The 24,593-nt window shown below is 72.5% G+C and carries 21 protein-coding genes; 5 read left to right on the top strand and 16 right to left on the bottom strand.

The features are described from left to right. Position 1: 1 nt before the first annotated feature. The 3 genes from QP939_RS31460 to ileS form a co-directional block, all read right to left on the bottom strand. Positions 2 to 694, bottom strand: a complete 693-nt coding sequence (locus QP939_RS31460; RefSeq protein ID WP_285449815.1) for an ArsR/SmtB family transcription factor — start codon at positions 692 to 694, stop codon at positions 2 to 4. 118 nt (positions 695 to 812) lie between these two features. After that, positions 813 to 2,438 (bottom strand): penicillin-binding transpeptidase domain-containing protein, encoded by a 1,626-nt coding sequence (locus QP939_RS31455; protein WP_285449814.1) that lies wholly within the window; start codon positions 2,436 to 2,438, stop codon positions 813 to 815. Between the two features lie 82 nt (positions 2,439 to 2,520). Beyond that, positions 2,521 to 5,688, bottom strand: coding sequence for an isoleucine--tRNA ligase (gene ileS / locus QP939_RS31450; protein ID WP_285449813.1), 3,168 nt, complete (start codon positions 5,686 to 5,688; stop codon positions 2,521 to 2,523). A gap of 373 nt (positions 5,689 to 6,061) precedes the next feature. Here ileS and QP939_RS31445 point away from each other — a divergent pair, with 373 nt between their 5' ends. Both QP939_RS31445 and QP939_RS31440 read left to right on the top strand, forming a co-directional pair. Then, positions 6,062 to 7,831: an HSP90 family protein gene (locus QP939_RS31445; RefSeq protein ID WP_285449812.1), complete on the top strand. Its 1,770-nt coding sequence runs from the start codon at positions 6,062 to 6,064 to the stop codon at positions 7,829 to 7,831. Next, entirely contained in the window at positions 7,828 to 10,533 is a 2,706-nt protein-coding gene (locus QP939_RS31440) for a hypothetical protein (protein WP_285449811.1), read from the top strand. The genes QP939_RS31445 and QP939_RS31440 overlap by 4 nt, the downstream gene beginning before the upstream one ends. A 49-nt stretch (positions 10,534 to 10,582) precedes the next feature. On the opposite strand, the gene QP939_RS31435 is transcribed toward QP939_RS31440, so the two are convergent. Then, the gene (locus QP939_RS31435) at positions 10,583 to 11,887 is read right to left on the bottom strand and encodes an MFS transporter (protein ID WP_285449810.1); all 1,305 of its coding nucleotides are present in this window, start codon (positions 11,885 to 11,887) and stop codon (positions 10,583 to 10,585) included. A 64-nt stretch (positions 11,888 to 11,951) separates the two neighbouring features. Here QP939_RS31435 and QP939_RS31430 point away from each other — a divergent pair, with 64 nt between their 5' ends. Then, complete coding sequence (locus QP939_RS31430; RefSeq protein WP_285449809.1) at positions 11,952 to 12,698, top strand: ArsR/SmtB family transcription factor; 747 nt, start codon at positions 11,952 to 11,954, stop codon at positions 12,696 to 12,698. On the opposite strand, the gene QP939_RS31425 is transcribed toward QP939_RS31430, so the two are convergent. The 11 genes from QP939_RS31425 to QP939_RS31375 form a co-directional block, all read right to left on the bottom strand. Continuing rightward, positions 12,695 to 13,246 (bottom strand): hypothetical protein, encoded by a 552-nt coding sequence (locus QP939_RS31425; RefSeq protein ID WP_285449808.1) that lies wholly within the window; start codon positions 13,244 to 13,246, stop codon positions 12,695 to 12,697. The two genes, QP939_RS31430 and QP939_RS31425, sit on opposite strands and share 4 nt — an antisense overlap. Before the next feature lie 112 nt (positions 13,247 to 13,358). Then, on the bottom strand, positions 13,359 to 14,207 hold the full coding sequence (gene wag31 / locus QP939_RS31420) for a DivIVA-like cell division protein Wag31 (protein WP_285449807.1): 849 nt from the start codon (positions 14,205 to 14,207) through the stop codon (positions 13,359 to 13,361). A gap of 52 nt (positions 14,208 to 14,259) precedes the next feature. After that, the gene (locus QP939_RS31415; protein WP_072477845.1) at positions 14,260 to 14,535 is read right to left on the bottom strand and encodes a YggT family protein; all 276 of its coding nucleotides are present in this window, start codon (positions 14,533 to 14,535) and stop codon (positions 14,260 to 14,262) included. A 115-nt stretch (positions 14,536 to 14,650) separates the two neighbouring features. Continuing rightward, positions 14,651 to 15,247, bottom strand: coding sequence for a cell division protein SepF (locus QP939_RS31410; RefSeq protein ID WP_285449806.1), 597 nt, complete (start codon positions 15,245 to 15,247; stop codon positions 14,651 to 14,653). Positions 15,248 to 15,344: 97 nt separating this feature from the next. Further along, positions 15,345 to 16,058 carry a YggS family pyridoxal phosphate-dependent enzyme gene (locus QP939_RS31405; RefSeq protein WP_285449805.1) on the bottom strand — a complete coding sequence of 238 codons (714 nt, stop codon included), beginning with the start codon at positions 16,056 to 16,058 and terminating at the stop codon, positions 15,345 to 15,347. Next, positions 16,055 to 16,759, bottom strand: coding sequence for a peptidoglycan editing factor PgeF (pgeF, locus tag QP939_RS31400; protein ID WP_285449804.1), 705 nt, complete (start codon positions 16,757 to 16,759; stop codon positions 16,055 to 16,057). Before pgeF ends, QP939_RS31405 begins: the two co-directional genes overlap by 4 nt. A 273-nt stretch (positions 16,760 to 17,032) precedes the next feature. Continuing rightward, positions 17,033 to 18,340: a cell division protein FtsZ gene (gene ftsZ / locus QP939_RS31395; RefSeq protein WP_285449803.1), complete on the bottom strand. Its 1,308-nt coding sequence runs from the start codon at positions 18,338 to 18,340 to the stop codon at positions 17,033 to 17,035. A gap of 243 nt (positions 18,341 to 18,583) precedes the next feature. Further along, on the bottom strand, positions 18,584 to 19,339 hold the full coding sequence (locus QP939_RS31390) for an anti-sigma factor (protein WP_285459891.1): 756 nt from the start codon (positions 19,337 to 19,339) through the stop codon (positions 18,584 to 18,586). A gap of 11 nt (positions 19,340 to 19,350) precedes the next feature. After that, positions 19,351 to 19,956: an ECF RNA polymerase sigma factor SigK gene (sigK, locus tag QP939_RS31385; protein ID WP_285449802.1), complete on the bottom strand. Its 606-nt coding sequence runs from the start codon at positions 19,954 to 19,956 to the stop codon at positions 19,351 to 19,353. Beyond that, a complete protein-coding gene (locus tag QP939_RS31380; RefSeq protein WP_285449801.1) occupies positions 19,949 to 20,683 on the bottom strand; it encodes a DUF1365 domain-containing protein in 735 nt (244 codons plus the stop codon). Before QP939_RS31380 ends, sigK begins: the two co-directional genes overlap by 8 nt. Further along, positions 20,677 to 21,945, bottom strand: a complete 1,269-nt coding sequence (locus QP939_RS31375) for an NAD(P)/FAD-dependent oxidoreductase (RefSeq protein ID WP_285449800.1) — start codon at positions 21,943 to 21,945, stop codon at positions 20,677 to 20,679. Before QP939_RS31375 ends, QP939_RS31380 begins: the two co-directional genes overlap by 7 nt. Before the next feature lie 82 nt (positions 21,946 to 22,027). Between QP939_RS31375 and QP939_RS31370 the strand changes: the two genes are divergently transcribed. Both QP939_RS31370 and QP939_RS31365 read left to right on the top strand, forming a co-directional pair. Next, positions 22,028 to 23,293: an SAM-dependent methyltransferase gene (locus QP939_RS31370; protein WP_285449799.1), complete on the top strand. Its 1,266-nt coding sequence runs from the start codon at positions 22,028 to 22,030 to the stop codon at positions 23,291 to 23,293. After that, on the top strand, positions 23,293 to 24,054 hold the full coding sequence (locus tag QP939_RS31365) for a DUF1295 domain-containing protein (protein ID WP_285449798.1): 762 nt from the start codon (positions 23,293 to 23,295) through the stop codon (positions 24,052 to 24,054). The genes QP939_RS31370 and QP939_RS31365 overlap by 1 nt, the downstream gene beginning before the upstream one ends. Here QP939_RS31365 and QP939_RS31360 read toward each other — a convergent pair. Continuing rightward, complete coding sequence (locus tag QP939_RS31360; protein WP_285449797.1) at positions 24,041 to 24,541, bottom strand: DinB family protein; 501 nt, start codon at positions 24,539 to 24,541, stop codon at positions 24,041 to 24,043. The two genes, QP939_RS31365 and QP939_RS31360, sit on opposite strands and share 14 nt — an antisense overlap. Positions 24,542 to 24,593: the final 52 nt, after the last annotated feature.

The raw sequence follows: 24,593 nt of genomic DNA, 5'->3' as shown, positions 1-24,593 counted from the left end.
GTTAAGACGCGGAACCGACACCCAGCGCGTCGAGATCGACACCGAGCGCTGCGAACGGCTTCGCCGCCGTCGGACGGACCTTGACCGCGCGGTGCCCGTCGCGATCGACCCACCCCGCCTCGACGGCGCGCTCCAGCAGCGCCGCGGGCACGGCGCCGGCGAGGTGGTCGCGGCGCTCCGTCCAATCCAGACAGTCGCGCAGCAGCGGCCGCCGCCCGGCCGCGACCGGCACGCCGAGCTCGGCCAGCACCGCGCGGCCGCGGCCGGTGAGCGCCAGTCCGTCGGCGGTGTCGAGCAGGCCGGTCGCGAGCATGCCGTCCCGGACGGCGACACCGAGCACGCCGGCGAGGTGGTCGTAGCAGGTCCGCGCGAACCCGAGCCGCCGCACCCGCAGCGACGACTTCAGCCCCGTGACCGGCCGGTGCTCGGCGTGCTGGGCCAGGTGCTCGATCAGCTCGGCGACGCGCGGGTCGGCGATCCGGACGTAGCTGGCGCGGCCCTGCTTGACGCGGGCGACGAACCCGGCGTCGGTAAGCCGGGTGACGTGCTCGCTCGCGGTGGAGAGCGCGATCCCGGCCGCTTTCGCGAGCTCACCGACGGTCCAGGCCCGCCCGTCCAGCAGGGCGAGGCACATGGTGGCGCGGCTCGGGTCCGCGAGCACCGCGGCCACCTCGGCCAGCGCGATCGTCTCCATGCCCCCACGCTACGGCCCGGAGACTTCGCCCGCGGCCGAAGCGACGCGGAGCTTTCACGTGAAAGCTCCGACCTGGGGGCCGAGCTTTCACGTGAAAGCTCGGGCCGCGGCCGCGGCGTCAGAGGCTTTGGAGGAACTTCGCCGCCAGCTGGACCGCCGGGCCCGAGTCGTTCGAGTCCTCCAGGACCACGGAGAACGCCACGTTCCCCCGGTACCCGACGAACCAGCCGGTCGCGTCGGAGCCGTCGCCGAACTGGGCCGTACCCGTCTTGCCGAACACCGTGCCCGCGCCCGCCGCCGCGCGGCCCGTGCCGCTGGTCACCACCGCGCGCATCATCTTCCGCACCTCGGCGAGCACCGCTCCCGGCGGCGGTGAGTAGCCCTTGACCACCTGCGTCTCCAGGTCGTGCCACAACCGCGGCGTGACGGCCTTGCCGGACGCCACCGTCGCGGCCATCACCGCGCCGCCGAGGCAGCTCGCCTGGATCCGGCCCTGGCCGAACCCGTCCTCGACCTGCTCGTCCTTGCTCGCGGCGGGCTCGACCTTGCCCAGCTCGGTGTTGATGCCCGGGATCTCGTAGTCGGCATTGAGGCCCAGCTCGTCGGCGGCCTTCTTCAGCCCGTCCGCGGGCAGGCCGAGCGCGAGCTGCCCGAACGTCGTGTTGCAGGACCGCGCGAACGCCGTCTGCAAGGTGGTCGCGCCCAGCTCGAAGCCCTCGTTGCGGACGGTCCTGGTCCCGATCGTCGCGACGCCGGGGCAGTCGACCGGCGAACCCGCGTTCAGCCCGCTCTGCTGGACCGCGGCCACCGACGTCGCGATCTTGAACGACGAACCCGGCTCGTACAGCCCGTTGAGGGCCTTCGGCGTGTTCCCCGCGGCCGCGTTCTGGGCGACGGCCAGCAGGTCGCCCGACCCCGTGTCGACCGCGACGAGCATCGCCGACCCCCGGTAGCCGTCGACCGCGGCCTGCGCGGCGTTCTGCGCGGCCAGGCTCAGGCTCGACACCAGCGGCTTCGCCCCTTCGGCCGACGCCTTCCCGAACAGCGTCTCGACGCTCTTGCCGCTCGAGTCGACGCGGTCGACCGCGAACCCGCCGCCCGTCGCGGCCGTGACCTGGCCGGTGAGCGCCGAGCGCAGCAGCGGTGCCGGGTCGCCGTCGACCGGGCGCACACCGGAGGCTCCGCTGATGAGTAGCGGCTTGCCGTCGCGGTCGGCCACCGCCGTGCTGTCCTGGACCGCCGTGCTGACCACCAGCCGCTGCCCGGCCTCCAGCTTCGGGTGCAGCAGCGACGGCGCCCAGTGCACCAGCCACCGGTTCCCGCTCAGCGCCAGCTGGAAGGGCACGTCGTAGGTCCAGACCTTGCCCGGCTTCAGCGTCCAGGAGAGGCTGAACGTCCCGCCCGTCTGCTTCGCCCCGGCCGCGGTCGGCTGCAGCACCGTGAGCTTCGCGGTCACCGCCGACGGGTTCAGCGTGTTCCGGGCGTCCCGCAACGTCACCGCGGCGGCCGCGTTGTCGTCGGTCAGCTTGCCCGCCGCGTCGGGGTTGTTCTCCGAAAAGTCCTGCAGGTACTCGGTGATCGCCGAATGCGGGTCGAGGGCACCCGGGCTTTCGACGCTCGTGGCCCCGGCCTCCGCCGTCGGTGCCGCTCCCCCGCCGTTCAGCACGAAGAACGCCGCCACCACGACCACGACGACCAGCAGCGCGCCGCCGATCAGGATGCCCCGTCTCTTGGCAGGACTCATTTCCGCGTACCCCTCCCCCATGCACGCCACCGTCGTGAGTGGCGATTCGGGTTAGAACCCTAATCGCCACTCACGACGGTTGTCAGGCCTTCTCGACCGAGACCGTCACCTTGGTGCCGTCGCCGACCGTGCCGGCGAAGCCCTCGCCCGCCGACTCGTAGGACACCGACGTCGCCAGCGTCTCCGAGGCCAGGAACTCCTGGTGCCGCCGCGCCGCCTCGACGACGTCGGCGGGCGCGTCGACGGTCAGCGCGATCCGGTCGGCGACGTCCAGCCCGGCCTCGCGGCGGGCCTGCTGCACCACCCGGACCAGGTCGCGGACCAGGCCCTCGGCCGCCAGCTCCGGCGTCACCTCGGTGTCGATCAGCACCAGGCCGGACCCGCCGGGCAGCTCGGCCGCCGCGCCGCCGCCCTTGGCGACCAGCCGCCGCTCGAACTCGCCGTCCCGCAGCGTGATCCCGGCCGCGACGACGACGCCGCCCTGGAACGACCAGTCGCCCGCCTTGACCGCCTTGATCACCGTCTGGACGTCCTTGCCCAGCCGCGGCCCGGCGGCGCGGGCGTTGACCGCGACCTCGAACCCGCCGTGCGCGGCGACGTCGGTGGTCAGCTCGACCGCCTTGACGTTCACCTCGTCACGCAGGATGTCGGCGAACGGCGCCAGCGAAGAAGCGTCCTCGGCCGCGACGACCAGCGACGACAGCGGCAGCCGCACGCGCAGCTTGTTCGCCTTCCGCAGCGACAGCGCCGACGACGCCACCTGCCGGACCCGGTCCATCGCGGTGACCAGCGCCGCGTCCGCGGGCAGGTCGTTCGCGTTCGGCCAGTCGGTCAGGTGCACCGAGCGGCCGCCGGTGAGGCCGCGCCAGACCACCTCGGTGGTCAGCGGCAACAGCGGCGCCGCGACCCGCGACGTCACCTCGAGCACCGTGTGCAGCGTGTCGATCGCGTCCTGGTCGCCCGCCCAGAAGCGGTCGCGCGAGCGGCGGACGTACCAGTTCGTCAGGACCTCGAGGAAGTCCCGCACGGTCTGGCACGCGCCCGCGACGTCGTAGCTGTCCATCGCGTACTCGACGTCGGTGACCAGCTCGTGCGTCTTGGCCAGGACGTAGCGGTCGAGCACGTTCGGGGAATCCGTGCGCCACTTGCCCTCGACGCCTTCGGCGTTCGCGTACAGCGCGAGGAAGTAGTACGAGTTCCACAGCGGCAGCACGGCCTGGCGGACGGCGTCGCGGATGCCCTTGTCGGTGACGACCAGGTTGCCGCCGCGCAGGATCGGGCTCGCCATCAGGTACCAGCGCATGGCGTCGGAGCCGTCGCGCTCGAAGACCTCGTTGACGTCCGGGTAGTTGCGCAGCGACTTGGACATCTTCTGGCCGTCCGAGCCCAGCACGATGCCGTGCGAGACGCAGGTGCGGAACGCCGGCCGGTCGAACAGCGCCGTCGCGAGCACGTGCAGCAGGTAGAACCAGCCGCGGGTCTGCCCGATGTACTCGACGATGAAGTCGCTCGGGTAGTGGTGCTCGAACCAGTCAGCGTTCTCGAACGGGTAGTGCACCTGGGCGTAGGGCATCGAGCCGGAGTCGAACCAGACGTCGAGGACGTCCGGGACGCGGCGCATGGTCGACTTGCCGGTCGGGTCGTCCGGGTTCGGCCGGGTCAGCTCGTCGATGTAGGGCCGGTGCAGGTTGTCCAGCCGCACGCCGAAGTCCGCCTCCAGCTCGTCGAGCGAGCCGTAGACGTCGGTGCGCGGGTAGGCCGGGTCGTCCGACTGCCACACCGGGATCGGCGTGCCCCAGTAGCGGTTGCGCGAGACCGACCAGTCGCGCGCGTTCTCCAGCCACTTGCCGAACTGGCCGTCCTTGACGTTCTCCGGGTACCAGGTGATCTGCTGGTTCAGCTCGACCATCCGGTCCTTGAACTGCGTCACCGCGACGAACCACGACGACACCGCGCGGTAGATCAGCGGGTTGCGGCAACGCCAGCAGTGCGGGTACGGGTGGTCGTAGGTCTCGTGCCGCAGCAGCAAAGCGCCCTGCTGGGCCGCGGATCCCGTGCCGTTCTTGAGGTCGCGGATGATGTTCGGGTTGGCGTCGAACACCTGCTGGCCCGCGTAGTCCGGCACGGTCGCGTCGAACTTGCCCTGCGCGTCGACCGGCGTCACCGGGGCGATCCCGGCGGCGTCGGTGACGACCTTGTCCTCTTCACCGTAGGCGGGCGCGATGTGCACGACGCCGGTGCCGTCTTCGGTGGTGACGTAGTCGGCGGCCAGCACGCGGTGCGCGTTGTCGGCGCCCAGGAAGTACGGGAACGGCGGCGCGTAGCGGGTTCCGAGCAGCTCCGCACCCGTGTAGTGCGCGACGACCGTCGGCTCTTCGCCGAGCTCACGCGCGTACGCGGCGACGCGCGCTTCGGCGAGCAGGAACCGCTTGCCGGGGAAGTTCTCGCTCTCGACCACGACGTAGGCGACCTCGGGGTGCACCGCGGTCGCCATGTTGGACGGCAGCGTCCACGGCGTCGTCGTCCAGATCAGCAGGTAGGTGCCGTCGAGGTCGGAGCCGTTGCCCTTGAGCCGGAACCCGACCGTGACGGCCGGGTCCTGGCGGGTGGCGTAGACGTCGTCGTCCATCCGCAGCTCGTGGTTGGACAGCGGCGTCTCGTCGCGCCAGCAGTAGGGCAGGACGCGGTAGCCCTCGTAGACGAGTCCCTTGTCCCACAGGCGCTTGAACGCCCAGAGCACGGACTCCATGTACGTGACGTCGAGGGTCTTGTAGTCGTTGTCGAAGTCGACCCAGCGGGCCTGGCGGGTGACGTAGTCGCGCCACTCGTTCGTGTAGCGCAGCACGGACTCGCGCGAAGCCTCGTTGAACTTCGCGATGCCCATCTCTTCGATCTCGGCCTTCTCGGTGATCCCGAGCTGGCGCATGGCCTCGAGTTCGGCGGGCAGGCCGTGGGTGTCCCAGCCGAAGCGGCGCTCGACCTTGCGGCCCTTCATCGTCTGGTAGCGCGGCACCAGGTCCTTGACGTACCCGGTGAGCAGGTGGCCGTAGTGCGGCAGGCCGTTGGCGAACGGCGGTCCGTCGTAGAAGACGTACTCGTTGTCGCCGTGTTCGCCGGCCGGGCGCGCGTCGATGGTGGCCTGGAACGTCCGGTCCGTCTCCCAGTAGGCGAGGACCTGCTTCTCCAGCGCGGGGAAGGACGGCTGCGAAGGGACTCCTGCGCCGTCGTCAAGCTGGGCCTGGGGGTACATCCGGGTGCTCCTCGGTTCGTCGCTCGCGTACGGACGACCGGCTCCCGCACCGGTCACCCACACGGGGACGAGACACCTTCCGGCGTTCCGCGGTACCACCCCGCTTGCCCGTTCGCACGGGCCACTTCGTTCGACGGCTGTCACGGGCCGCACCCGTCCGGTTCTACTGAGAGCGGTGACGCTCGGTTCTTCCGGAGGCTCCCCGGTGATGCCGGATCGACGCCGTGTTGCCCTCCAGATTAACGGGCCCGCGCAACCGGGTTGTCACGAGGGCGGGCGGAAACGAAGGAGACCGCCGCGGCGATCACCCATTAGCATGCCTCAGCGCCGTAGAAGTCCTTCGCGGCCGGGAAACCACGGGGGAACATTCACGGTGAGCCGCACTTTCCAGGTGGATCTTCGCGGGGTCGTCGACCTGCTCAGCCGCCACCTCTATTCGAGCCCGCGCGTGTACGTGCGGGAGCTGATGCAGAACGCCGTCGACGCGGTGACCGCACGCCGCGCCGGCGACCCCGGCGCGCCCGCGGAGATCGCGCTCGAGGTGGGCGACGGGGTCCTGCGCGTGACCGACACCGGGATCGGCCTCACCGAGGCCCAGGTGCACGAGCTGCTCGCGACGATCGGCCGGAGCTCCAAGCGGGACGAACTGGGCTTCCAGCGGCACGAGTTCCTCGGCCAGTTCGGGATCGGGCTGCTGTCGGCGTTCCTCGTCGCCGACGAGGTGCGCGTCGTGACGCGCTCCGCGGGCGGCGGCCCGGCCGTCGCGTGGACGGGCCGCTCCGACGGCACCTACGCCATCGAACCCGGCGAACGGGACACCGCGGGCACGACGGTCACCCTCCACGCGCGGCCCGGCGCCGAGGAGTGGTTCGCGCCCGCCACCGTCGCCGAGCTGGCGACGCTCTACGGCTCGATGCTGCCGTTCGGGATCACCGTCGACGGCCGCCCGGTCACCACCCCGGTGCCGTGGGCGCGCGACGACCGCGCGCCGGGGCAGCGGCAGGCCGACCTCGTCGGCTACGCCCAGGACACCCTCGGCTTCACGCCGTTCGACGTCGTCGAGCTGGACGTGCCCGCCGCCGGGCTGACCGGCGTGGCCTACGTGCTGCCGTTCCCGGCCAGCCCGGCCGAGCACGGCGGCCACCGCGTCTACCTCAAGCGGATGCTGCTCGCGGAGAACGCGCCGGGGCTGCTGCCGGACTGGGCGTTCTTCGCCCGCTGCGTCGTCGACGCGGGCGAGCTGCGGCCGACGGCGGGCCGGGAAGCGCTTTACGACGACGGCCAGCTGGACGCCACGCGCGAGGCGCTCGGCGATCAGCTGCGCGGCTGGCTCACCGGGCTGGCGCGGACCGCGCCCGACCGGCTGAACCGCTTCCTCGGCATCCACCACCTCGGCGTCAAGGCCCTCGCCCTGCACGACGACGAGATGCTGCGGCTGGTCGATCAGTGGTGGCCGGTGGAGACCAACGTCGGCCGGATGACCATGGCCGAGTTCCGCGGCCGCTACGGGCTGCTGCGCTACTGCGCCACCACCGACGAGTTCCAGCAGCTGGCCGGGGTGGCGGCCGCGCAGGACATCGCCGTGATCAACGGCGGCTACACCTACGACAGCGAGCTGGCCGAGCGGATGCGGGCGCTCGAACCGGACCTGACCGTGACCCGGCTCGACCCGAGCGACCTCACCACGGCGTTCGCCGAGCTCGACAGCGCCACCGCGCTGGCCACCCGGCCGTTCGTCGCGGCCGCGCAACGCCACCTCGACCGGCTGGGCTGCGAGGTGGTGCTGCGGGAGTTCCAGCCGTCGAGCCTGCCGGTGCTGTACCTGCTGGACCGGGCCGCCGCGTTCGCCGGCGAGCTGAAGGCCACCAAGGACCAGGTCGACGAGCTGTGGGCGGGCGTGCTCTCGGCGTTCGAAAAGCCGGCCGACGACCGGCCGCAGCTGGTGCTCAACCACCGCAACCCGCTGGTGCGGCGGATCAGCCGGCTCGAGGACGACACGCTGCTCGGGCTGGCCGTCGAGTCGCTCTACGGCCAGGCGCTGCTGTTCGGCAGGCACCCGATCCGGCCGGCCGACGCCGCACTGCTGAACCGTTCGTTCCTCGGCCTGCTGGAGCAGGCCGTCCCCGAAGAGGAGACCCGATGACCGCGCCGGCCGCCGAAGCGCAGGAGCTGTGGGACCGGCTGTGGGCCACCGAGCGGCTGCCGCACGGCCGCGCCCGGATCGCCGCACTGGAGACCGTGCTCCGGGACGTCGACGCCCTCGGCGCGCCCGAGCTGCGGTACGCCGCCCGGATCTTCCTCACCCGCGCCTACCAGCAGGGCGGCGAGCCCGCGAAGGCGTTCGTGCCGTTCGCCTGGTGCCTCGCGGTGCACGACCGCGGCGAGGCCGACCCGCACTGGAACCACAACCTGCACTGGTTCTTCAAGTTCATGGTCTCGTCGATGACCTGCTTCCCGGAGATGCCGCTCGAGCGGACCCGGGCGGTGCTCGACGACATGGAACGCCGCTACCGCGCGGCGGGGTATTCGATGAACCCGGTGCACCAGTACCGCGCGATGCTCGCCCGGCACGTCGGTGACCGCGAAACCGCCGCCGAGCAGTACCGGCTGTGGTCGGCCGCGCCCCGCGGCGAGATGTCCGACTGCGTCGGCTGCGAGCCGGGCGACAAGGTCGCGCACCTGAGCTGGCTGGGCCGGCACGCCGACGCGGTCCAGGTCGCCGAGCCCGTGCTGGGCGGCGAATTCACCTGCGTCGAGCAGCCGCAGCACATCCTGACCGACCTGCTCCTCCCGTACGTCCACATCGGACGGTACGAGGACGCCGCCAAGGCGCACCGCCGCGCGTACCGGGCGATGCGGCACGACCCGGCGCAGCTGCAGGCCGTCGCCACCCACGTCGCGTTCTGCGCGCTGACCGGGAACCACGCCCGCGGCCTCGACCTCGTCGAGCGGCACCTCGGCTGGCTGGAGGCGCCGCCGACGCCGTACGCGGAGCAGGAGTTCGCCGCCGCGGCCGCGTTGACCTTGCGGCTGGTGGCCGAGAGCGGGCACGGCGCCGCCCCGGTCGGCGCGACCACGGTGGCCGCGCTGCGGGACGAGCTGAGCGAGCGCGCGCTGGCCGTGGCCGCCCGGTTCGACGCGCGCAACGGCACGGCCGAGCAGGGTGCCCGGATCCGCGCGCTGCTGGCCGCCGAACCGCTGGTCGAGCACCTGCCGCTGGCCGGGACCCCGGCGCCCGTCCCGGTGCCGGCGCCCGCCGTGTCCCTCCCGGAGTCCCCGGCGGAGCTGGCCGACCTGGCCGAGCGCGAGTCCCGGCTGGGCCGGTCGGCGGACGGGGTCTGGGCCCGGTTCGACGAGCTGTGCCCCGAGCCGTCGGGCGCGCTGCTGGCCCGGCGGGAGGCCGCGCGGGTGGACGCCGTGGTGAACACCGATCTGGAAGCGGCGAGCCGCGGGTTCGCGCGGGTGGCCGAGCTGTTCGCCGAAGCCGGGGACGCCGTCGAGGCGGAAGCCGCGCGGGGCAAGGAGATCCTGTTCTCGGCGCTGGGTTCGGACCGCCCGGACGCGATCGAGGAGCTCGAAGCGTCGGCGGCGCGGCTCGCGGCGATCGGCACCCCCGCCGACCACGCCCGCGCCCTGCTGCGGCTGGCGGTCCTCCACTTCGCCCGCCAGGACCTCGACGCCACCGCCGAGGTCTTGGCGCGGGCCGGTGACCCCGCACGGGCCACCCCCGAGCTGACGGGCATGTGGCTGCAACGCCGGGCGCTGGTGCTGGCGAACCAGCACGACCTGCCCGGGGCGATCGAGCTGACGGCGGAAGCGGCGGCGCGGTACGCGGAGGCCGGGTCGCCGGAGCGGGCGGCGAGCGCGCGGGTGCTGGGCGTCCGGTTCCGCGCCGGGCTCGGTGACCAGGAAGGCGCGCTCGCCGAGGCGGCCACGATCGACCCGGCCACCGATCTGGACGGCTGGGCCGGGCTGCACCAGCTGCGCGCGCACCTGGCCGCGAGCCTGGGCCGGCTCGAGGACGCCGCGGCCGCGTTCCGCGCCGCGGTCGACGGGTTCGACGCACTCGGCTCCGCCGCCGACGCCGCGCTGACCCGAGTCGACCTCGCGGCCGCGTACCTGGACCTGGACCGCCCGGAAGAGGCGGCCGAAGCCGTCGAGGACGCGGAAGCCGTGCTGGAGCGGATCGGGGCCACGCACAAGCTGGCGCGCGGGCGGTACCTGCTGGCGCAGGCGTACCGCGCGCTGGACCGGCCGGAGCAGGCGGTGGAGCTGCTCGCGGCGGTGACGGAGCTGTTCGCGGAAGCGGGCAACGAAGCCGCGGCGGGCCAGGCGGCCCAGACCCGCGCGGAGGCCCTCGACGGCCTCGACCGCGACGCCGAGGCGGCGGCCGGGTTCTCTTCGGCGGCGGACCGGTTCCACGCGGTCGGGCTGCCCGCGGATGAGCTGCGCAACCGGCGGCGGGCGGCGTTGTCGTGGCTGTGGGCGGCTTCGCCCGAGCGGGCCGAGGAGGCCATGGCGACGGCCGACGCGGTCACCGGCGAGGGGCCGGAGTTCGCCTGGGAGAAGGCGTTGACGGACTACGACGGTGCGCGGCTGCTGGCGAACCTGGAGCGTCCGGCGGAGGCGTTGCCGCGCGCGAAGGCGGCGGCCGAGGCGTTGCGGGAGATGGGGGCCGACGGCCCGGCCGTCGCCGCGGATGTCCTTTGTGGACGCCTGTTGCGCGACCTGGGCAAGGACGCGGACGCGCGGGAAGTGTTGACGGCGGCCCTGTCCCGGCTGCCCGACGAGGCCGAGGGCCAGCGCGCGGACATCGAGGCGTTGCTCGGGGAGCTAGCGGGCTGACGCGTCTCGAATGACTCATTCAGGACCTCCCAAGCCCTGAATGAGTCATTCAAGACGTTCGCACCGCCATCAGGGTCACGCCGAGCGCCACCAGCCACAACGCGCCCGCCACCCAGCCCACTTCGTGCAGGCCCGCCAAGAACCCGCCGCCCGGCTCGCCCACGAGCGCACCCAGCACCGCCACGCCCAGCGCTCCCCCGGCCTGGCGCGCCGTGTTGTTGATCCCGCTCGCCACGCCCGCCCGCTCCGGCGGGATCCCGCCCACGGCCGCCGTCACCACGGCCGTCGTCAGCAGGCCCATCCCGACGCCGAGTCCCAGCAACGTCGGCAGCAACGCCGCGTACCCGCTGTTTCCGTTGAGCAGCACCAGGTTCAGCATCCCTAGGGCGCCGAGCGCGAGCCCGGCCGCCATCAGCGGCCGCGGCCCGAAGCGGCCGGTCAACCGGCCCGCCACCGGTGCCAGTACCGACAGCGGCCCGAACAACGGCAGCACGGCGAGTCCCGCCGCCAGCGCCGACGCGTGCCGCACGCCCTGCAAGTACAGCGTCAGCACCAGGATCGCGCCGATCCCGACGAAGTTCATCGACGCCGCCACGAAGTTCGGGCTCGCCGTCCGCCGGGCGACGTCCAGCGGCAGCATCGGGTCCGGCGACCGCCGCTCCACCACCAGAAACGCCGCCAGCAACGCGATCGCGACCACCCCGGCCACGACGCTGCCGCCGATGACCGCGTAGACGCCGGCGCCGAGGGCGGGCACGGCCGTGGCGACCCCGGCGACGTCGACCCGCCGCCCGCGGACCCGGTCACCGCCGGGCACGAGCCACCGGGTCGCGACGGCGGCCGCCACGACCACCGGGACGTTCAGCCAAAACACTGGCCGCCAGCCCGCCGCCGAGACCACCGCGCCGCCCAGGACCGGGCCCGCCGACAGCGCCAGTGCCGACACCCCGGCCCAGATCCCGAGGGCCCGGGCCCGTTCGGCGGGCCGCGGGTAGGCGTTCGTGATCACCGCGAGCGTGCCCGGCAGCAGCAACGCCGCGCCCAGCCCCTGTCCGGCGCGGGCGGCGACCAGCCATGGTGCGGACGAGGCCAGCCCGCACACCGCCGACGCCGCGCCGAAGAGCCCGAAGCCCGCGAGGACGACCCGGCGGTGCCCGAAGACGTCGCCGAGTGCGCCGCCGGTGAGCAGGAACGCCGCCAGGACCACGGAATAGCCGTCGACCACCCACTGCTGCGCGGCGAGCCCGGCGTGCAGGCCCGCGCCGATCGCGGGCAGGGCCACGTTCACGACCGTGACGTCCAGCTGCACCAGGAACATGCCGGCGCACATGGTGACCAGGAGTGCGGATCGCATGTCCCCAGTGGACCGCGCGAACACTTCCGTTTGGCTGGAAGTGTGCCCGGGGCATCCTGAGAAGGTGAAAGGTGACGCCGACATCGCCCGCACGGCCGCGCTGTTCGCCGACCCGGCGCGGGTCCGCGTGCTGCTCGCGCTCGGCGACGGCCGCGCGCTGGCGGCGTCCGTGCTGGCCGCCGAGGCCCGGCTGTCCGCCCAGGGCGTCAGCGCGCACCTGGCGAAGCTGCGGGACGCCGGTCTGGTCGTGGCGGAGAAGTCGGGGCGGCACCGGTTCTACCGCCTGGCCGGGCCGGACACCGCCGAGCTGCTGGAGACGCTCGCGCGGTTCTCCCCGGCCCAGCCGGTGACGTCCCTGCGCGAGGGGACGCGCGCGGAGGCCTTGCGCACGGCCCGGACGTGCTACGACCACCTGGCCGGGCGGCTCGGGGTGGCCGTCACGGCGGCACTGCTGGCGCGAGGCGCGCTGGCCGGGGCGGCCGACACGCGAAGGCGCCCGGGCGACCGGATTTCGGCTCCGTTGAGCGAACATCCGTACACGCTCGGTGCCAACGCCGGTCCGGTCTTCGCCGCGCTGGGCGTGGACCTCGACGCGGCCGCGGCGGGGCGCCGTCCCCTGCTGAAGTTCTGCCTGGACTGGAGCGAGCAGCGCCACCACCTGGCGGGCGCGCTGGGGGCGGCGATGGCGACTCGGTTCATCGACGCCGGATGGGTCGAGCGGCGTGTCAAGGCCCACCGCGCGCTACGGCTCACCCCGGAAGGCGAACAGGCCCTGCGGACGCGGCTCGGGATCGGCGAACTCGCCGCCTAGCTGTGCGCGGCCACCAAGGTCGCGTCGGGGGCGCAGCGGGCACACGGGGTGAAGCCCAGCTGACGGGCTTCGCCGACGCCGATCGGGATGCGCTCGCGGCTGCCGAGCCAGGGGCACGTCGTCAGGTGGTAGCGCGGGTGCTCGTCGACGACCACGACTTCGTCCTCGAGGTCGGCCAGGACGGCGACGTCGGCCTCCGGCGTCTCTTCGACGCCGGGCTCGGGCTCGTCCGCCGGGGACGCGGCGGGCTCGGGCTCGGCTTCGGGCTCCGGTGTGTCGGCCGGGTCGCCCAGGTCACCCGCCGCCGGGATCAGGACGGTCTGTTCCGCGGGCTCGGGCTCTTCTTCGGCAGGGGTCTCGGACGGCTCCGGAGCGGCGACGGGAGCCGCGGCCCGGCGTCGGCGGCGCAGCCAGTCGAGCACCAGGAGCACCCCGGCGAGCACCGACAGGCCGATGGAAACCCACGCCCACAGCGAAGAAGCCGTGATCAACGCGGTGACGAGCAACCCCAGAGCCGCCAGTACCAGTACCAGCACGATGTAGAGCACGCTGAATTACAGCACGAACGGGTCGGGTTCGGAGACCGACCCGCCCACGTGCGGTACCGGATCGACTCCGAACCGTGGCACACCCCACGAGCGGGGTGTGCCACGGGCGAAATCAGCCTGCTTCGGCCCGCGGGCCGAACGAGTAGCCCTGGCCACCGCTGGACGAGCCGGAGGACGAACCCGAGCCGGACGAGGCCGACGCGGGGGCGGCGGAGCCGCGGTCGTCGAGCTCGCGCAGCTGGGACTCGAGGAACCCGCGCAGCCTCGTGCGGTACTCCCGCTCGATCGTGCGCAGCTCTTCGATCTTCTTGCCCAGCCCGCCCTTCTCGGCGTTGAGGCTGTTCATCGTCTCGGTGTACTTCCGCTGCGACTCGCGCTCCAGCGTCGTCGCCTTGTCGCGCGCCTGGCGCTCCAGCGTCTCGGCCCGGGTCCGCGCGTCGTTGAGCATCGTGTCGACGCGCGTGCGCGCCTCGTTCACCATCGAGTCGGACTTCGCCCGGGCGTCCGAGAGCAGCTGCTCGGACTTGGTGCGGGCCTCGGCCAGCATCCCGTCGGACTCGGTCTTCGCCTCGGCGGTGAGCCGGTCGGCCATCTCCTGGGCCAGGCCCAGGACCTTGGCCGCCTGCACGTTCGGCTCCGTGCTGTCGCCGACCATCGAGTGCGCCTGGGTCTGCTCCATGGCGGACTGGGGCGGCGGCACCGGCGCCAGCCGGCGCGACGGCTCTTCGCGCATCGGGGGCTGCGCGTTCTTGACACTGTCGAGCTCGCTACGAGTCGACTCGAGCTCGGCGTCGAGCTGCTCCATCTGCTGGCGCAGCTCGTTGTTGTCCTCGATCAAGCGGGCCAGCTCGGTCTCCACCAGGTCGAGGAACGCGTCCACCTCGTCCTCGTTGTAGCCCCTCTTGCCGATGGGCGGCTTGCTGAACGCGACGTTATGCACGTCAGCGGGGGTCAACGACATCAGATCACCTCACGCACTCCATGGCCTGCAGGGTCCACCCAAGTCTCCCCGATCAACTTGGAGTCGCCAGTTGCATCGCGAAGAACACAACCAACAGCAGCACCATAATCGACAAGTCCAGTCCGACGCCGCCGATCCGAACCATCGGAATGATTCGCCTGAACAGCCGAACCGGCGGGTCCGTCACTGTGTAGATGGTCTCGAGCGTCACCGCAACCCCTCCGGCCGGATGCCACTCACGCGCGAAGGTCCGGACGAGTTCGATCACGATCCGCGCCGTCAGCAGCAGCCAGAAGGCGAACAGCACGTACCAGACGACCAGCCACACAGCTTCCACGCACCTACTCTAACCGTGCGCCTCCTCGGAAGACGCAGTTGAGGGGGTCGACGCGGCATCGGGTCGACAAAATCACGTCTGCTTGCGCTCAGCGGTAAGCGCGACTTCAGCCGCGCAGGAACAATCCGCCCTCGGCAATCCGCCGACGGTCTTCCGCCGTCACGTCCACATCGGGCGGTGAGAGAAGGAACACCTTGTTGGTGACCTTGTCCATCGACCCGCGGAGCGCGAACGCCAGCCCGGCGGCGAAGTCGACGAGCCGCTTCGCGTCCGCGTTCTCCATCTCGGTGAGGTTGATGATCACCGGGATGCCTTCGCGGTAGTGCTCGCCGATGGCGCGCGCCTCCACGTAGCTCGTCGGGTGCAGCGTGGTGATCCGGCTGAGCGGGTCACGCAGCGGCGGCCGGGCGGGCTCGGTGACCGGGCGCAGGCGCGCCACGGGCTCCGGCTGCCGGTCGACGGCGAGCGCGCCGTGGACCGCGGGCTCCGCGCTGGCCACGGAGCGTGACCGGCTGCGGCTGACGGGCTCGTCGTACGTGTCGTCGACGTCGCGGTACCGTGAACGGGACGACCGCGGAGCCGGCTCCTCGTAGGAGTCGTAGTCGTCGTCGTAACCGCGCCGGTAGTCGTCCTCGGCGTCGTAGCCGTCGTCGTCTGCGGGCACCATCCCGAAGTAGGCCTTCAGCTTCTGCAGCGCGCTCATGCCTCTCCCTAGCCCTAGCCGCTCCCGCACTGACACCAGTCCACGCCGTCAGTGCCCCGCGCGGGCGACCACTAAACGTGACGGCCGCGCGAGCTCCCTACGGCGAGGCTAAACCGCGTCCACCGAGCAACGCGGTTCCGACACGCACACAGGTCGAGCCGTGCGTGATCGCCTGCTCGAGATCATGGCTCATCCCGGCGGAGACTTCTGCGGCATTCGGGTGATCTTTGCGGAGGGCCTCACCCGCGCGAGCGAGCCGTTCGAAGGCGGCCGCGGGGTCGGCGCCGAGCGGGGCGACGGCCATCAGGCCGCGAAGCCGCAGTTCACCCGTGTGAGTGACACGCTCGGCGAGGGCGCCCAGCTCGTCGAGGGGGCAGCCGCCGCGCTCGGGGTCGTCGTCGAGGCTCGCCTGGATCAGCACGTCGAGGGGTTCGTCACGTATCTGGGCGTCCCTCGCCGCACGGACCGCCTTCGCGAGCGCGTCGACGAGCCGGGCCGAATCCAGGGACTGCACCTCGTGTGCCCACCCGACCACGGACCGTGCCTTGTTGCGCTGCAACCGGCCGACCATGTGCCAGCGCAGCCCCGGGACCTCGGCGGCTTTCGGCCCGGCTTCCTGGTCGCGGTTCTCCCCCACGTCGGTGACGCCCAGCTCGGCCAGCAGCGCGACATCGGACGCGGGGAACGTCTTGGTGATCGCGATCAGCTTGACCTCGTCCCGCGCGCGCCCGGCGGCCCGGCACGCGGCGGCGATCCGCGCCTCGACCTCGGCGAGGTTCGCGGCCAGCTCGGCCTTGCGGTCCGTGCTCATGCCTCGATCCAGGTGATGCCGGCGATCCGCCCGGTGGTCCCGTCGCGGCGGTAGCTGAAGAGGGTCTTGTCCTCGTTCGTGCACCGCGGGTCGACGCCGATCTTGCCGACGCCGAGGTCGGCGAGCTGCCGCCAGAGCCCGGCGCGCAGGTCGAGGCCGGGCGTGCCCTTGCGGGTCTTGCAGGCGCTGCCCGGGACGTGCTTCTCGACGTCGGCGGCCATGTCGGCCGGGACCTCGTAGCAGTCACCGCAGATGGCCGGGCCCAGCAGCGCTTCGATGCGGCCGACCTCGGCACCCGCCTCCCGCATGGCCCGGATCGCGGCCGGGACGACGCCGACGCGCGCGCCGACCCGCCCGGCGTGCACGGCCGAGACCACCCCGGCCTCGGCGTCGGCCAGCAGGATCGGCACGCAGTCGGCGACGAGCACGACCAAAGCGACCCCTGGGGTCGCGGTCACCAGCGCGTCGGTCGCCTCCGCCGCCTTCGTCTCCGAACCGTCCACGATGGTCGCGGTCCGGCCGTGGACCTGCTCCATCCAGGCCAGCTTGTCCTCGGCCAGCCCCAGCTCGGACGCGAGGCGCTTGCGGTTGGCGAAGACGTTCCCCTCGTCGTCGCCGACGTGGTCGGCCAGGTTGAAGGTGTCGAAGGGCGGCCGCGACGCGCCACCCGCCCTGGTCGTGACGACCCGCCTCACTCGCATGCCTTCATCCTCCCAAACGCCGTGCAGGCCCCGCCCCGAGCGCCCCAATGTGGCCTTCGGTGCGTTGAATGGACACTGCGGCGCGCAGCGCCTCCGTTGAGGGTGGCGGTGGGGGCATGGGTGGAGCACCGAAGGCCGCCTTCGGTGCGTCAGACGCAACCAAGGCCGCCTTGGGGTGCTGGCCACTGGCCAACAAAACCCTCACCTGAACGCCGTGAAGGCCTCCTTCCCGGCCTGGGGAGCCGGTAAGGAGGCCTTCACGGACCGACTGCGCTAGCGCCGCATGAACGGCGGGACGTCGACCTCGTCGTCGGACGGGTCGTCGTGCACCGGCATCGCGCGGCCCGGCAGGCTGCCCTGGGTCGCGTTGGAACCGATCGGCGAGTAGCCGCGCGAACCGCCGCCCGGCTGCGGGAGCCCGCCCGACGGCTGGTTCCCGGAGGCCGAGGGCATCGGCGTGTGGGACCGCGGCGGCGCGACCGGGTAGCCGGAGCTGCCCGCCGGCGGCACCGGGGTGGCGCCCGACGGCGGCGTCGGCGGGTTCGCGACCTGCCCGGCCGAGGCCGACGCCGTGGTGGACCCCGACCGCGAGCCGGACCCGAACGTCGACGGGTCGAGCTTCTTGTGGGTCGGCGCGCCCGCGTCGAACCCGGCGGCGATCACCGTGACGCGGACCTCGTCGCCGAGGGAGTCGTCGATGATCGTGCCGAAGATGATGTTCGCGTCCGGGTGCGCGGACTCCTGGACCAGCGACGCGGCCTCGTTGATCTCGAACAGGCCCAGGTCGGAGCCACCGGCGATGGACAGCAGCGCGCCGTGGGCGCCGTCCATCGACGCCTCCAGCAGCGGCGAGTTGATCGCCTTCTCCGCGGCCTGGATGGCCCGGCCCTCTCCCCTGGCCGAGCCGATGCCCATCAGCGCGGAGCCCGCGCCGGACATGACGCTCTTGACGTCGGCGAAGTCGAGGTTGATCAGGCCCGGCGTGGTGATCAGGTCGGTGATGCCCTGGACACCGGACAGCAGCACCTCGTCCGCGGAGCGGAACGCGTCCATCAGCGACACGCCGATGTCGCCGAGCTGCAGCAGCCGGTCGTTCGGGATCACGATGAGCGTGTCGCACTCGTTGCGCAGCGCCTGAATGCCCTCTTCGGCCTGCTTGCCGCGGCGCTTGCCCTCGAAGGTGAACGGCCGGGTCACGACGCCGATGGTCAGCGCGCCCAGCTTGCGGGCGATCTGCGCCACGACGGGCGCGCCACCGGTCCCCGTGCCGCCGCCTTCACCGGCGGTCACGAACACCATGTCGGCGCCCTTGATGACCTCTTCGATCTCTTCGCGGTGGTCTTCGGCGGCCTTCTGGCCGACCTCGGGGGCGGCGCCCGCGCCGAGGCCGCGGGTCAGTTCGCGGCCGATGTCCAGCTTGACGTCGGCGTCGGACATGAGCAGTGCCTGCGCGTCGGTGTTCACCGCGATGAACTCGACACCCTTGAGGCCGACCTCGATCATGCGGTTCACGGCGTTCACGCCGCCACCGCCGATGCCGACCACCTTGATCACCGCAAGGTAGTTGTGCGGGGGCGTCATCGAAGTCCGCCTTCCTGATCGTTGTGCCCGTACAGCCCGCCGGCCGGTGATCGACTCTCAACCTCAACCCCAGATTGAGAGTTATGTCAACTGCCGACGTTAGGCAGGACGGTAGGCACCAGGCAGGCACTAATCCAGTAGGCACGCCGTGTGTCGCAAAGGTGTTTTGCCACAACACGTTCGGGCGCGCAAGAGCGGGGAGCCGAGATCGCCGCCTCGGCCCCGTCTGCTATGGCGCACCGCTCAGGCGGGCACGGGCATGCTCATGAGGACGTCCGAGGGTGCCCCGGTGGGCGAACCACCGGCCGGTTCGACGCTCACGGCGACGTGGTCGGCGGTCCCGACGCCGTCCGCGATGACCAGGGCGCCGTTGCCGGTCCCGGCGATCACGCCCGCCGAGCGCGGCGCGGCCGAGCCGGTGACCAGCCAGGCTTCGTACACCTTCCCGCCCGGCTGCGCCGGCAGGCCCGCGTCCATCACCATCACGCGGTTCAGCGTCCGCGAGAGGACCACGGTCACGCCGCCGCCGGTCGGTGCCTCGCCGTGCGCGGCCTTCGCGTCCGGGGCCGCCAGCAGCGCCGCCACCGGCTCGTACCGCTGGCGCGCCTGGTCGAGACGGCTCTGGGCGGCGTTCAGCTCCTGCTGCTGGGTCAGCGCGATCCCGCCGAACACGCCGCCCGCGGCGAGCCCGACGACGGCGGCCGCGGCGGACACTATCACCGCCCAGCGCGGCGCCCGGGCGGTGCGCCGGTGCCGCTCGGGCGAGCCCGGCCGCGTCCGCGGCGGCAGCTGGCGGGTGGCGTGCATGGCGGCCAGGACGCGGTCCTTGAACTCCGGCGGCGGCTCCTCGGCCATCGCGGCGCCCAGCCGGGCCGCGGTCGCGCGCAGTTCGGCGACCTCCTGGGCGCACGACTCGCACTGTTCGAGGTGGCGGGCGAACTCCGCGCGCTCGACGTCGTTGACCGCGTCGAGGGCGAAGGCGCCGGCCAGGGTGTGCATCTCGGGCGTGCTCAAGCGGTCACCCCCAGGCAGTCCCGCAGGCGGATCAGCCCGTCCCGCAGCCGCGTCTTGATGGTTCCCTGCGGCGTCGACAGCACTTCGGCCACCTCGCGATACGTATAGCCCTGGTAGTAGGCGAGCAGCACGGACTCGCGCTGCAGTTCGGTCAGGGAGGACAGGCACCGGCGCACCTGGGAGCGTTCGAGCCGCGCGGTGACGGACTCGGCGACCTCGTCGAACGGGCGGCCGCGGGCGGCCTCGAAGGTCGCCTTCTGCTCGCGCTCGGTGCTGGCGCGCGCCGAGCGGACGCGGTCGACCGCGCGGCGGTGCGCCAGGGTCATCGCCCAGTTGAGCGCCGAGCCCTTGTCCGGCGCGTACCGCGTCGCGGTGCGCCACAGCTCGACGAGCACCTCTTGGGCGACCTCTTCGGACTGGGCCGCGTCGCGCACGATCCGCCGGACGAGCCCGAAGATCGGCCCGGCGAACCGGTCGTAGAGCAGCTCGAAGGCGCGCTCGTCGCCTTTCGCGACGCGCACCATGAGCTCTTCGGCCGTCGGACCCGCCGGGGCTTCGGCGGGCACCGGTGCGAGGGGGCGCTGGCGGGCCTGCTCATCCATGCAGCTGTCCTCCGGCGTTCTGCGGGGTGCGCGGGGTGAGCGCGGCCTTCCGCAGCCACAACGCGACGCCGTGGCGGCGGATGAGCGCGGACACCCGCTGCGGGAGCAGGGGCCTGCCCAGCACGAGCCGGGCCAGCCACCGCGGGTTCACCGGGCGGCGAACTCCCCGCAGCGTAGCGACCAGCGGCGTCGTGCCGTCCTGGTGCAACGCCACGGTGAGGGCGAGCAGCGCCTCCGGCCGCGGCAGGTGCATCCGGTACTCGCCGTCCATGCGCTGGAACGGCGACACGTAGAACTCCTTGTCCGCGCGGGCGCGGCCGTCCTCGCCGGGGTGCAGCAGGTAGGCGTGGCGCCCGCCGTAGGTGTTGTGCACCTCGGCGACGACGCAGGCGAGCCGCCCGTCCGGGTCGTGGCACCAGTAGACGCTGATCGGGTTGAACACGTACCCGAGCACGCGCGCGGCGGCCAGCATGACGACCCGCCCGCCGCGCAGGTCGACGCCGCGCTCGGCGAGCCACGCGTCCAGCTTCTCCCGGATGCCGCGCGGGTCGCCCGCCGCGAAGTGGTCGCGGCTGTCGAACCGCGCGAACGGCCGCAGCCACCCCGGCAGCTCCGGGGGCGCGTCGAGGTCGACCAGCCACAGGTACACGCGGTGGGCGAAAGAACGCGGCGGGTCGATCCGGCGCACGTGCGCGACGGTGGCGTCGTAGAGCGCGTTCGTCACCACGTCACCCCCAGGCTTTCCGCGGCGCGGGCGCCCGAGGAACAGCCGTCCTCGTGGAAGCCCCAGCCGTGGTAGGCGCCCGCGTAGGCGAGGACGCCGTCGTTGAGCTCGGGCAAACGTCGTTGCGCCGCAACGGATTCCGGCGTGTAGACCGGATGCTCGTACTCCATCCGCGCGACGAGGTGTTCCTTCGCGGGACCGTCGCCCGGGTTGAGCGTGACGACGTAACCGGTCGGCTCGTCGAGCCGCATCAGGCGGTTCATGTCGTAGCTGACCTGGACCGCGCCGGTCGGCGCGCCGCAGACCGGCGCCCGGTAGTTCCACCCGGCGCGCGCGTCGGCCAGCGACGGCAGCACGCTCGTGTCGGTGTGCAGCCAGGCTTCGTTGGCGGAGTAGCGGAACGCGCCGAGCACCGCGCGCTCGGCTCGGGTGGGGTTGGCCAGCAGGGACAGGGCCTGGTCGGCGTGCGTCGCGACGACGACCTTGTCGACCCGGTACCGGGTGTCGGCGTCGTCGCGGACCTCGGCACCGCCCGCGGTCCGCAGCACCGACCGCACCGGCGTCGACAGGTGCACCGCCGTCAGCTGCTTCGCCGCGCGCTCGACGTACTCGCGGGAGCCGCCGGCGACGGTCCGCCAGGTCGGCGAGTCCTTCACCGAGAGCATGCCGTGGTTGCGGAGGAACTCGAACAGGTACCGCGCCGGGTACTTGAGGGTGTCGACGCGGTCGGCCGACCAGACCGTCGACACCAGCGGCAGCATGAAGTGGTCGACGAAGTAGCGGGGGTAGCCGCCGATGGCGAGGAACGCGCCGAGCGTGACGTCGCCGGCGTCGGTCGCCGCCAGCAGCCGTTTCGCGTGCCGGTGGAACCGCTTCACCTCGGCCAGCATCCGCAGGTAGCGCGGCCGCGCGAGGTTGCCGCGCTGGGCGAACAGCCCGGCCAGCCCCTTCGCGCCGGCGTACTGCAGGCCGCAGCCGTCGCAGCGGATGCTCATCGACATCTCGGTCTCGCGGGTGCGGACCCCGAGCTCGGCGAAGAGCTTCAGCAGGGTCGGGTAGGTGCGCTCGTTGTGGACGATGAAGCCGGAGTCGACACCGATGGTGCCGCCGTGCGAGCTCGGCACGTCGTGGGTGTGCGCGTGCCCGCCCAGGCGGTCGTCGGCTTCGAACAACAGCACCTCGTACTTGCGTTGCAGCAGATATGCCGCCGTCAGCCCGGCCACCCCGCTGCCGATGACGGCGATGCGTTCTCCCGTGATCTCCACACCGGTACTTCGCCGCCGCCCCGGGTCCGGATTGGCGGGGGGTCGCACCAATCCGCCGCGGGGGGCGGAGCGAATCCCGGACATGCCGAACAGCACCGCGCACCGCCTCGCCTCGTTCGCCGGAAACCTCCTCGGCGGGCAGCTCCCCGTCGGCCTCCGCACCTGGGACGGGACCCGCGCCGGGCCGGTGGACGCGCCCACCGTGGTCCTCCGCAACCGCCGCGCCCTGCGCCGCCTCCTCTACGCGCCCGGCGAGCTGGGGCTCGCCCGCGCCTACGTCACCGGTGACCTCGATGTCGAAGGAGACCTGGCGGACGGCTTCCGCCGGATCTGGTCCCTCACCCGCGCGGGTGAGCTCAGGCGGAGGAAGCTCGGCCCGCGCGAGTGGGCCGAAGCCGTCCGGCTGGCCGCCCGCCTCGGCGTCGTCGGCCTCCCGCCGAAGCCGCCCGCCGAAGAGGCCAGGCTGTCCGGGAAGCTGCACAGCCTGCGCCGTGACAAGTCCGCCATCGCCCACCACTACGACTCCGGCAACGCGCTGTTCCAGCTGCTGCTGGACGACTCGATGGCCTACTCCAGCGCGTACTTCACCGCGGAGTCGCAGAGCCTCGAACAAGCGCAGCACGACAAGCTCGAGCTGATCTGCCGCAAGCTCGGGCTGCGGCCGGGGATGCGGCTGCTCGACATCGGCTGCGGCTGGGGCTCGCTGCTGGTCCACGCGGCCAAGCACCACGGCGTCGAGGCCGTCGGCATCACGCTGTCGGCCGAGCAACTGCAGCACGTCCGCGGCCGCCTCGCCCAGCACGACCTCGAAGACCGCGTCGAGGTGCGGCGCCAGGACTACCGCGAGCTGCCGGACGCGCCGTTCGACGCGGTGGCGTCGATCGAGATGGGCGAGCACGTCGGCGAAGTCAACTACCCGGCGTACGCGGCGACGGTGCACCGCATGGTGAAACCGGGTGGGCGGGTGCTGCTCCAGCAGATGTCGCGCGGCGCGGTCGCCCCGGGCGGCGGCGCGTTCATCGAGCGGTACATCGCGCCGGACATGACGATGCGGCCGGTCGGCCGGACGCTGGACCACCTGGAGTCGGCCGGGCTGGAGGTCCGGGACGTGCACGCGATGCGCGAGCACTACGTGTGGACGGTCCGGGCCTGGGCGGCGACCCTGGAGCGGAACTGGGCCGAAGTCGTGGCGCTGATCGGTGAGACCGGCGCCCGCGTCTGGCGGCTGTACCTGGTGGGCGGGGCGCTGGCGTTCGAGGAGAACCGGATGGGCGTGGACCAGATCCTGGCGGTGCGGCCGGACGAGCACGGGGTCAGCGGCATGCCCGCGACGCGGGAGTGGTGCTGATGCCGCAGCTGCTCGTCACCGCGGCCGTCACGCTCGTGGCGATCGTCGTGACCTTCGGGATCGCGTTGGCCCGCAAGCGGTACGACACGATCGACACGTTCTGGGGGCTCGGGTTCGCGATCGTCGCGCTGGTCGCCTTCCCGTTCGGCGACGGCCCGCTGTCGCTGCGGCTCGTCGTGGTCCTGCTGACCGTCGTCTGGGGCGTGCGCCTGTCGCTGCACCTGCACCTGCGCAACCACAGGCTGCCCGAAGACCCGCGGTACGCGCGGATGGGGCACGGGCGGCTGAAGATGTTCCTGCGCGTGTACCTGTTCCAGGCCGTGGTGCTGTACTTCGTGTCGCTGCCGGTGCAGTTCGCGGTGGACGGCACGGGAATCGGCGTCCTGGGCTGGCTGGGCGTCGCGGTGTGGGTGGTCGGCTTCGCGTTCGAGGCGATCGGAGACGAGCAGCTGCGCCGGTTCAAGGCGGACCCCGCCAACCGCGGCCGGGTCCTCGACACGGGATTGTGGCGCTACACGCGGCACCCGAACTACTTCGGCGACGCGTGCGTGTGGTGGGGCCTGTACCTGCTGGCGTGCTCGACGTGGCCGGGCGCGGCGACGATCCTCTCCCCCGTGGCGATGACGTTCACCCTGGCCCGCGGGACGGGTAAACCCATGCTGGAGAAGGGAATGGCCCGCACGCGCCCGGCGTACGCGAACTACGTCGAGCGGACGAGCGGATTCTTCCCGTTGCCGCCGCGGCGCGTCATTCCCCGGTGAGGCCGTCGGTCAGCTCGCGCAGCAGATCGAGGTGACCGGTGTGCCGCGCGGTCTCCTCGATCATGTGCGTGAGGACCCAGCGGACGCTGAAGGTCTCGCCGTTGTGGGTGACCTGGTCGTCGAGATCCCGGTTCGCCACGATGTCCCGGCTGCGCTCGCACTGCCGCGCGTAGTCCTCGAGCAGCCGGGACAGCGGCGCGTCCGTGCGGAACTCGGCGTCCGGGTCTTCCTCGAGGCGCTCTTTCCAGGTGTCCTCCTCGCCGTCGACGACGACGGCGAACCAGAACCATTCGTTGAGCGTCAGGTGACCCACCAACCCGGCGACGGTGGTCAGCTCGCTCGGGAGGTGGACGCGCCGGGCTTGGTCGTCGGTGAGGCCGTGGGCCTTCCACGTGACGGTGGCGCGCAGGTAGTCGAGCTGGCTGGTGAGGATCTCGCGCTCGCCGCCGGTCAGCGGGACCTTCGGGCGCTCGGGTCGTCCGGTCATGGGCGGGACTCTGCCAGAGGGGTACGACACTTCCGATACCTTGCGCACGATG

Source organism: Amycolatopsis nalaikhensis, assembly GCF_030264295.1.
GTDB lineage: Bacteria > Actinomycetota > Actinomycetes > Mycobacteriales > Pseudonocardiaceae > Amycolatopsis > Amycolatopsis nalaikhensis.
This window is presented reverse-complemented; position numbering and strand designations above follow the sequence as displayed.

Bases quoted from the DNA above. Each gene is read 5' to 3' on its own strand.
- QP939_RS31460 (WP_285449815.1), bottom strand. From the start codon at position 694: ATGGAGACGATCGCGCTGGCCGAGGTGGCCGCGGTGCTCGCGGACCCG.
- QP939_RS31455 (WP_285449814.1), bottom strand. From the start codon at position 2,438: ATGAGTCCTGCCAAGAGACGGGGCATCCTGATCGGCGGCGCGCTGCTG.
- ileS (WP_285449813.1), bottom strand. From the start codon at position 5,688: ATGTACCCCCAGGCCCAGCTTGACGACGGCGCAGGAGTCCCTTCGCAG.
- QP939_RS31440 (WP_285449811.1), top strand. From the start codon at position 7,828: ATGACCGCGCCGGCCGCCGAAGCGCAGGAGCTGTGGGACCGGCTGTGG.
- QP939_RS31435 (WP_285449810.1), bottom strand. From the start codon at position 11,887: ATGCGATCCGCACTCCTGGTCACCATGTGCGCCGGCATGTTCCTGGTG.
- wag31 (WP_285449807.1), bottom strand. From the start codon at position 14,207: ATGTCGTTGACCCCCGCTGACGTGCATAACGTCGCGTTCAGCAAGCCG.
- QP939_RS31410 (WP_285449806.1), bottom strand. From the start codon at position 15,247: ATGAGCGCGCTGCAGAAGCTGAAGGCCTACTTCGGGATGGTGCCCGCA.
- QP939_RS31405 (WP_285449805.1), bottom strand. From the start codon at position 16,058: ATGAGCACGGACCGCAAGGCCGAGCTGGCCGCGAACCTCGCCGAGGTC.
- pgeF (WP_285449804.1), bottom strand. From the start codon at position 16,759: ATGCGAGTGAGGCGGGTCGTCACGACCAGGGCGGGTGGCGCGTCGCGG.
- ftsZ (WP_285449803.1), bottom strand. From the start codon at position 18,340: ATGACGCCCCCGCACAACTACCTTGCGGTGATCAAGGTGGTCGGCATC.
- QP939_RS31390 (WP_285459891.1), bottom strand. From the start codon at position 19,339: ATGCACACCCTGGCCGGCGCCTTCGCCCTCGACGCGGTCAACGACGTC.
- sigK (WP_285449802.1), bottom strand. From the start codon at position 19,956: ATGGATGAGCAGGCCCGCCAGCGCCCCCTCGCACCGGTGCCCGCCGAA.
- QP939_RS31370 (WP_285449799.1), top strand. From the start codon at position 22,028: ATGCCGAACAGCACCGCGCACCGCCTCGCCTCGTTCGCCGGAAACCTC.
- QP939_RS31365 (WP_285449798.1), top strand. From the start codon at position 23,293: ATGCCGCAGCTGCTCGTCACCGCGGCCGTCACGCTCGTGGCGATCGTC.
- QP939_RS31360 (WP_285449797.1), bottom strand. From the start codon at position 24,541: ATGACCGGACGACCCGAGCGCCCGAAGGTCCCGCTGACCGGCGGCGAG.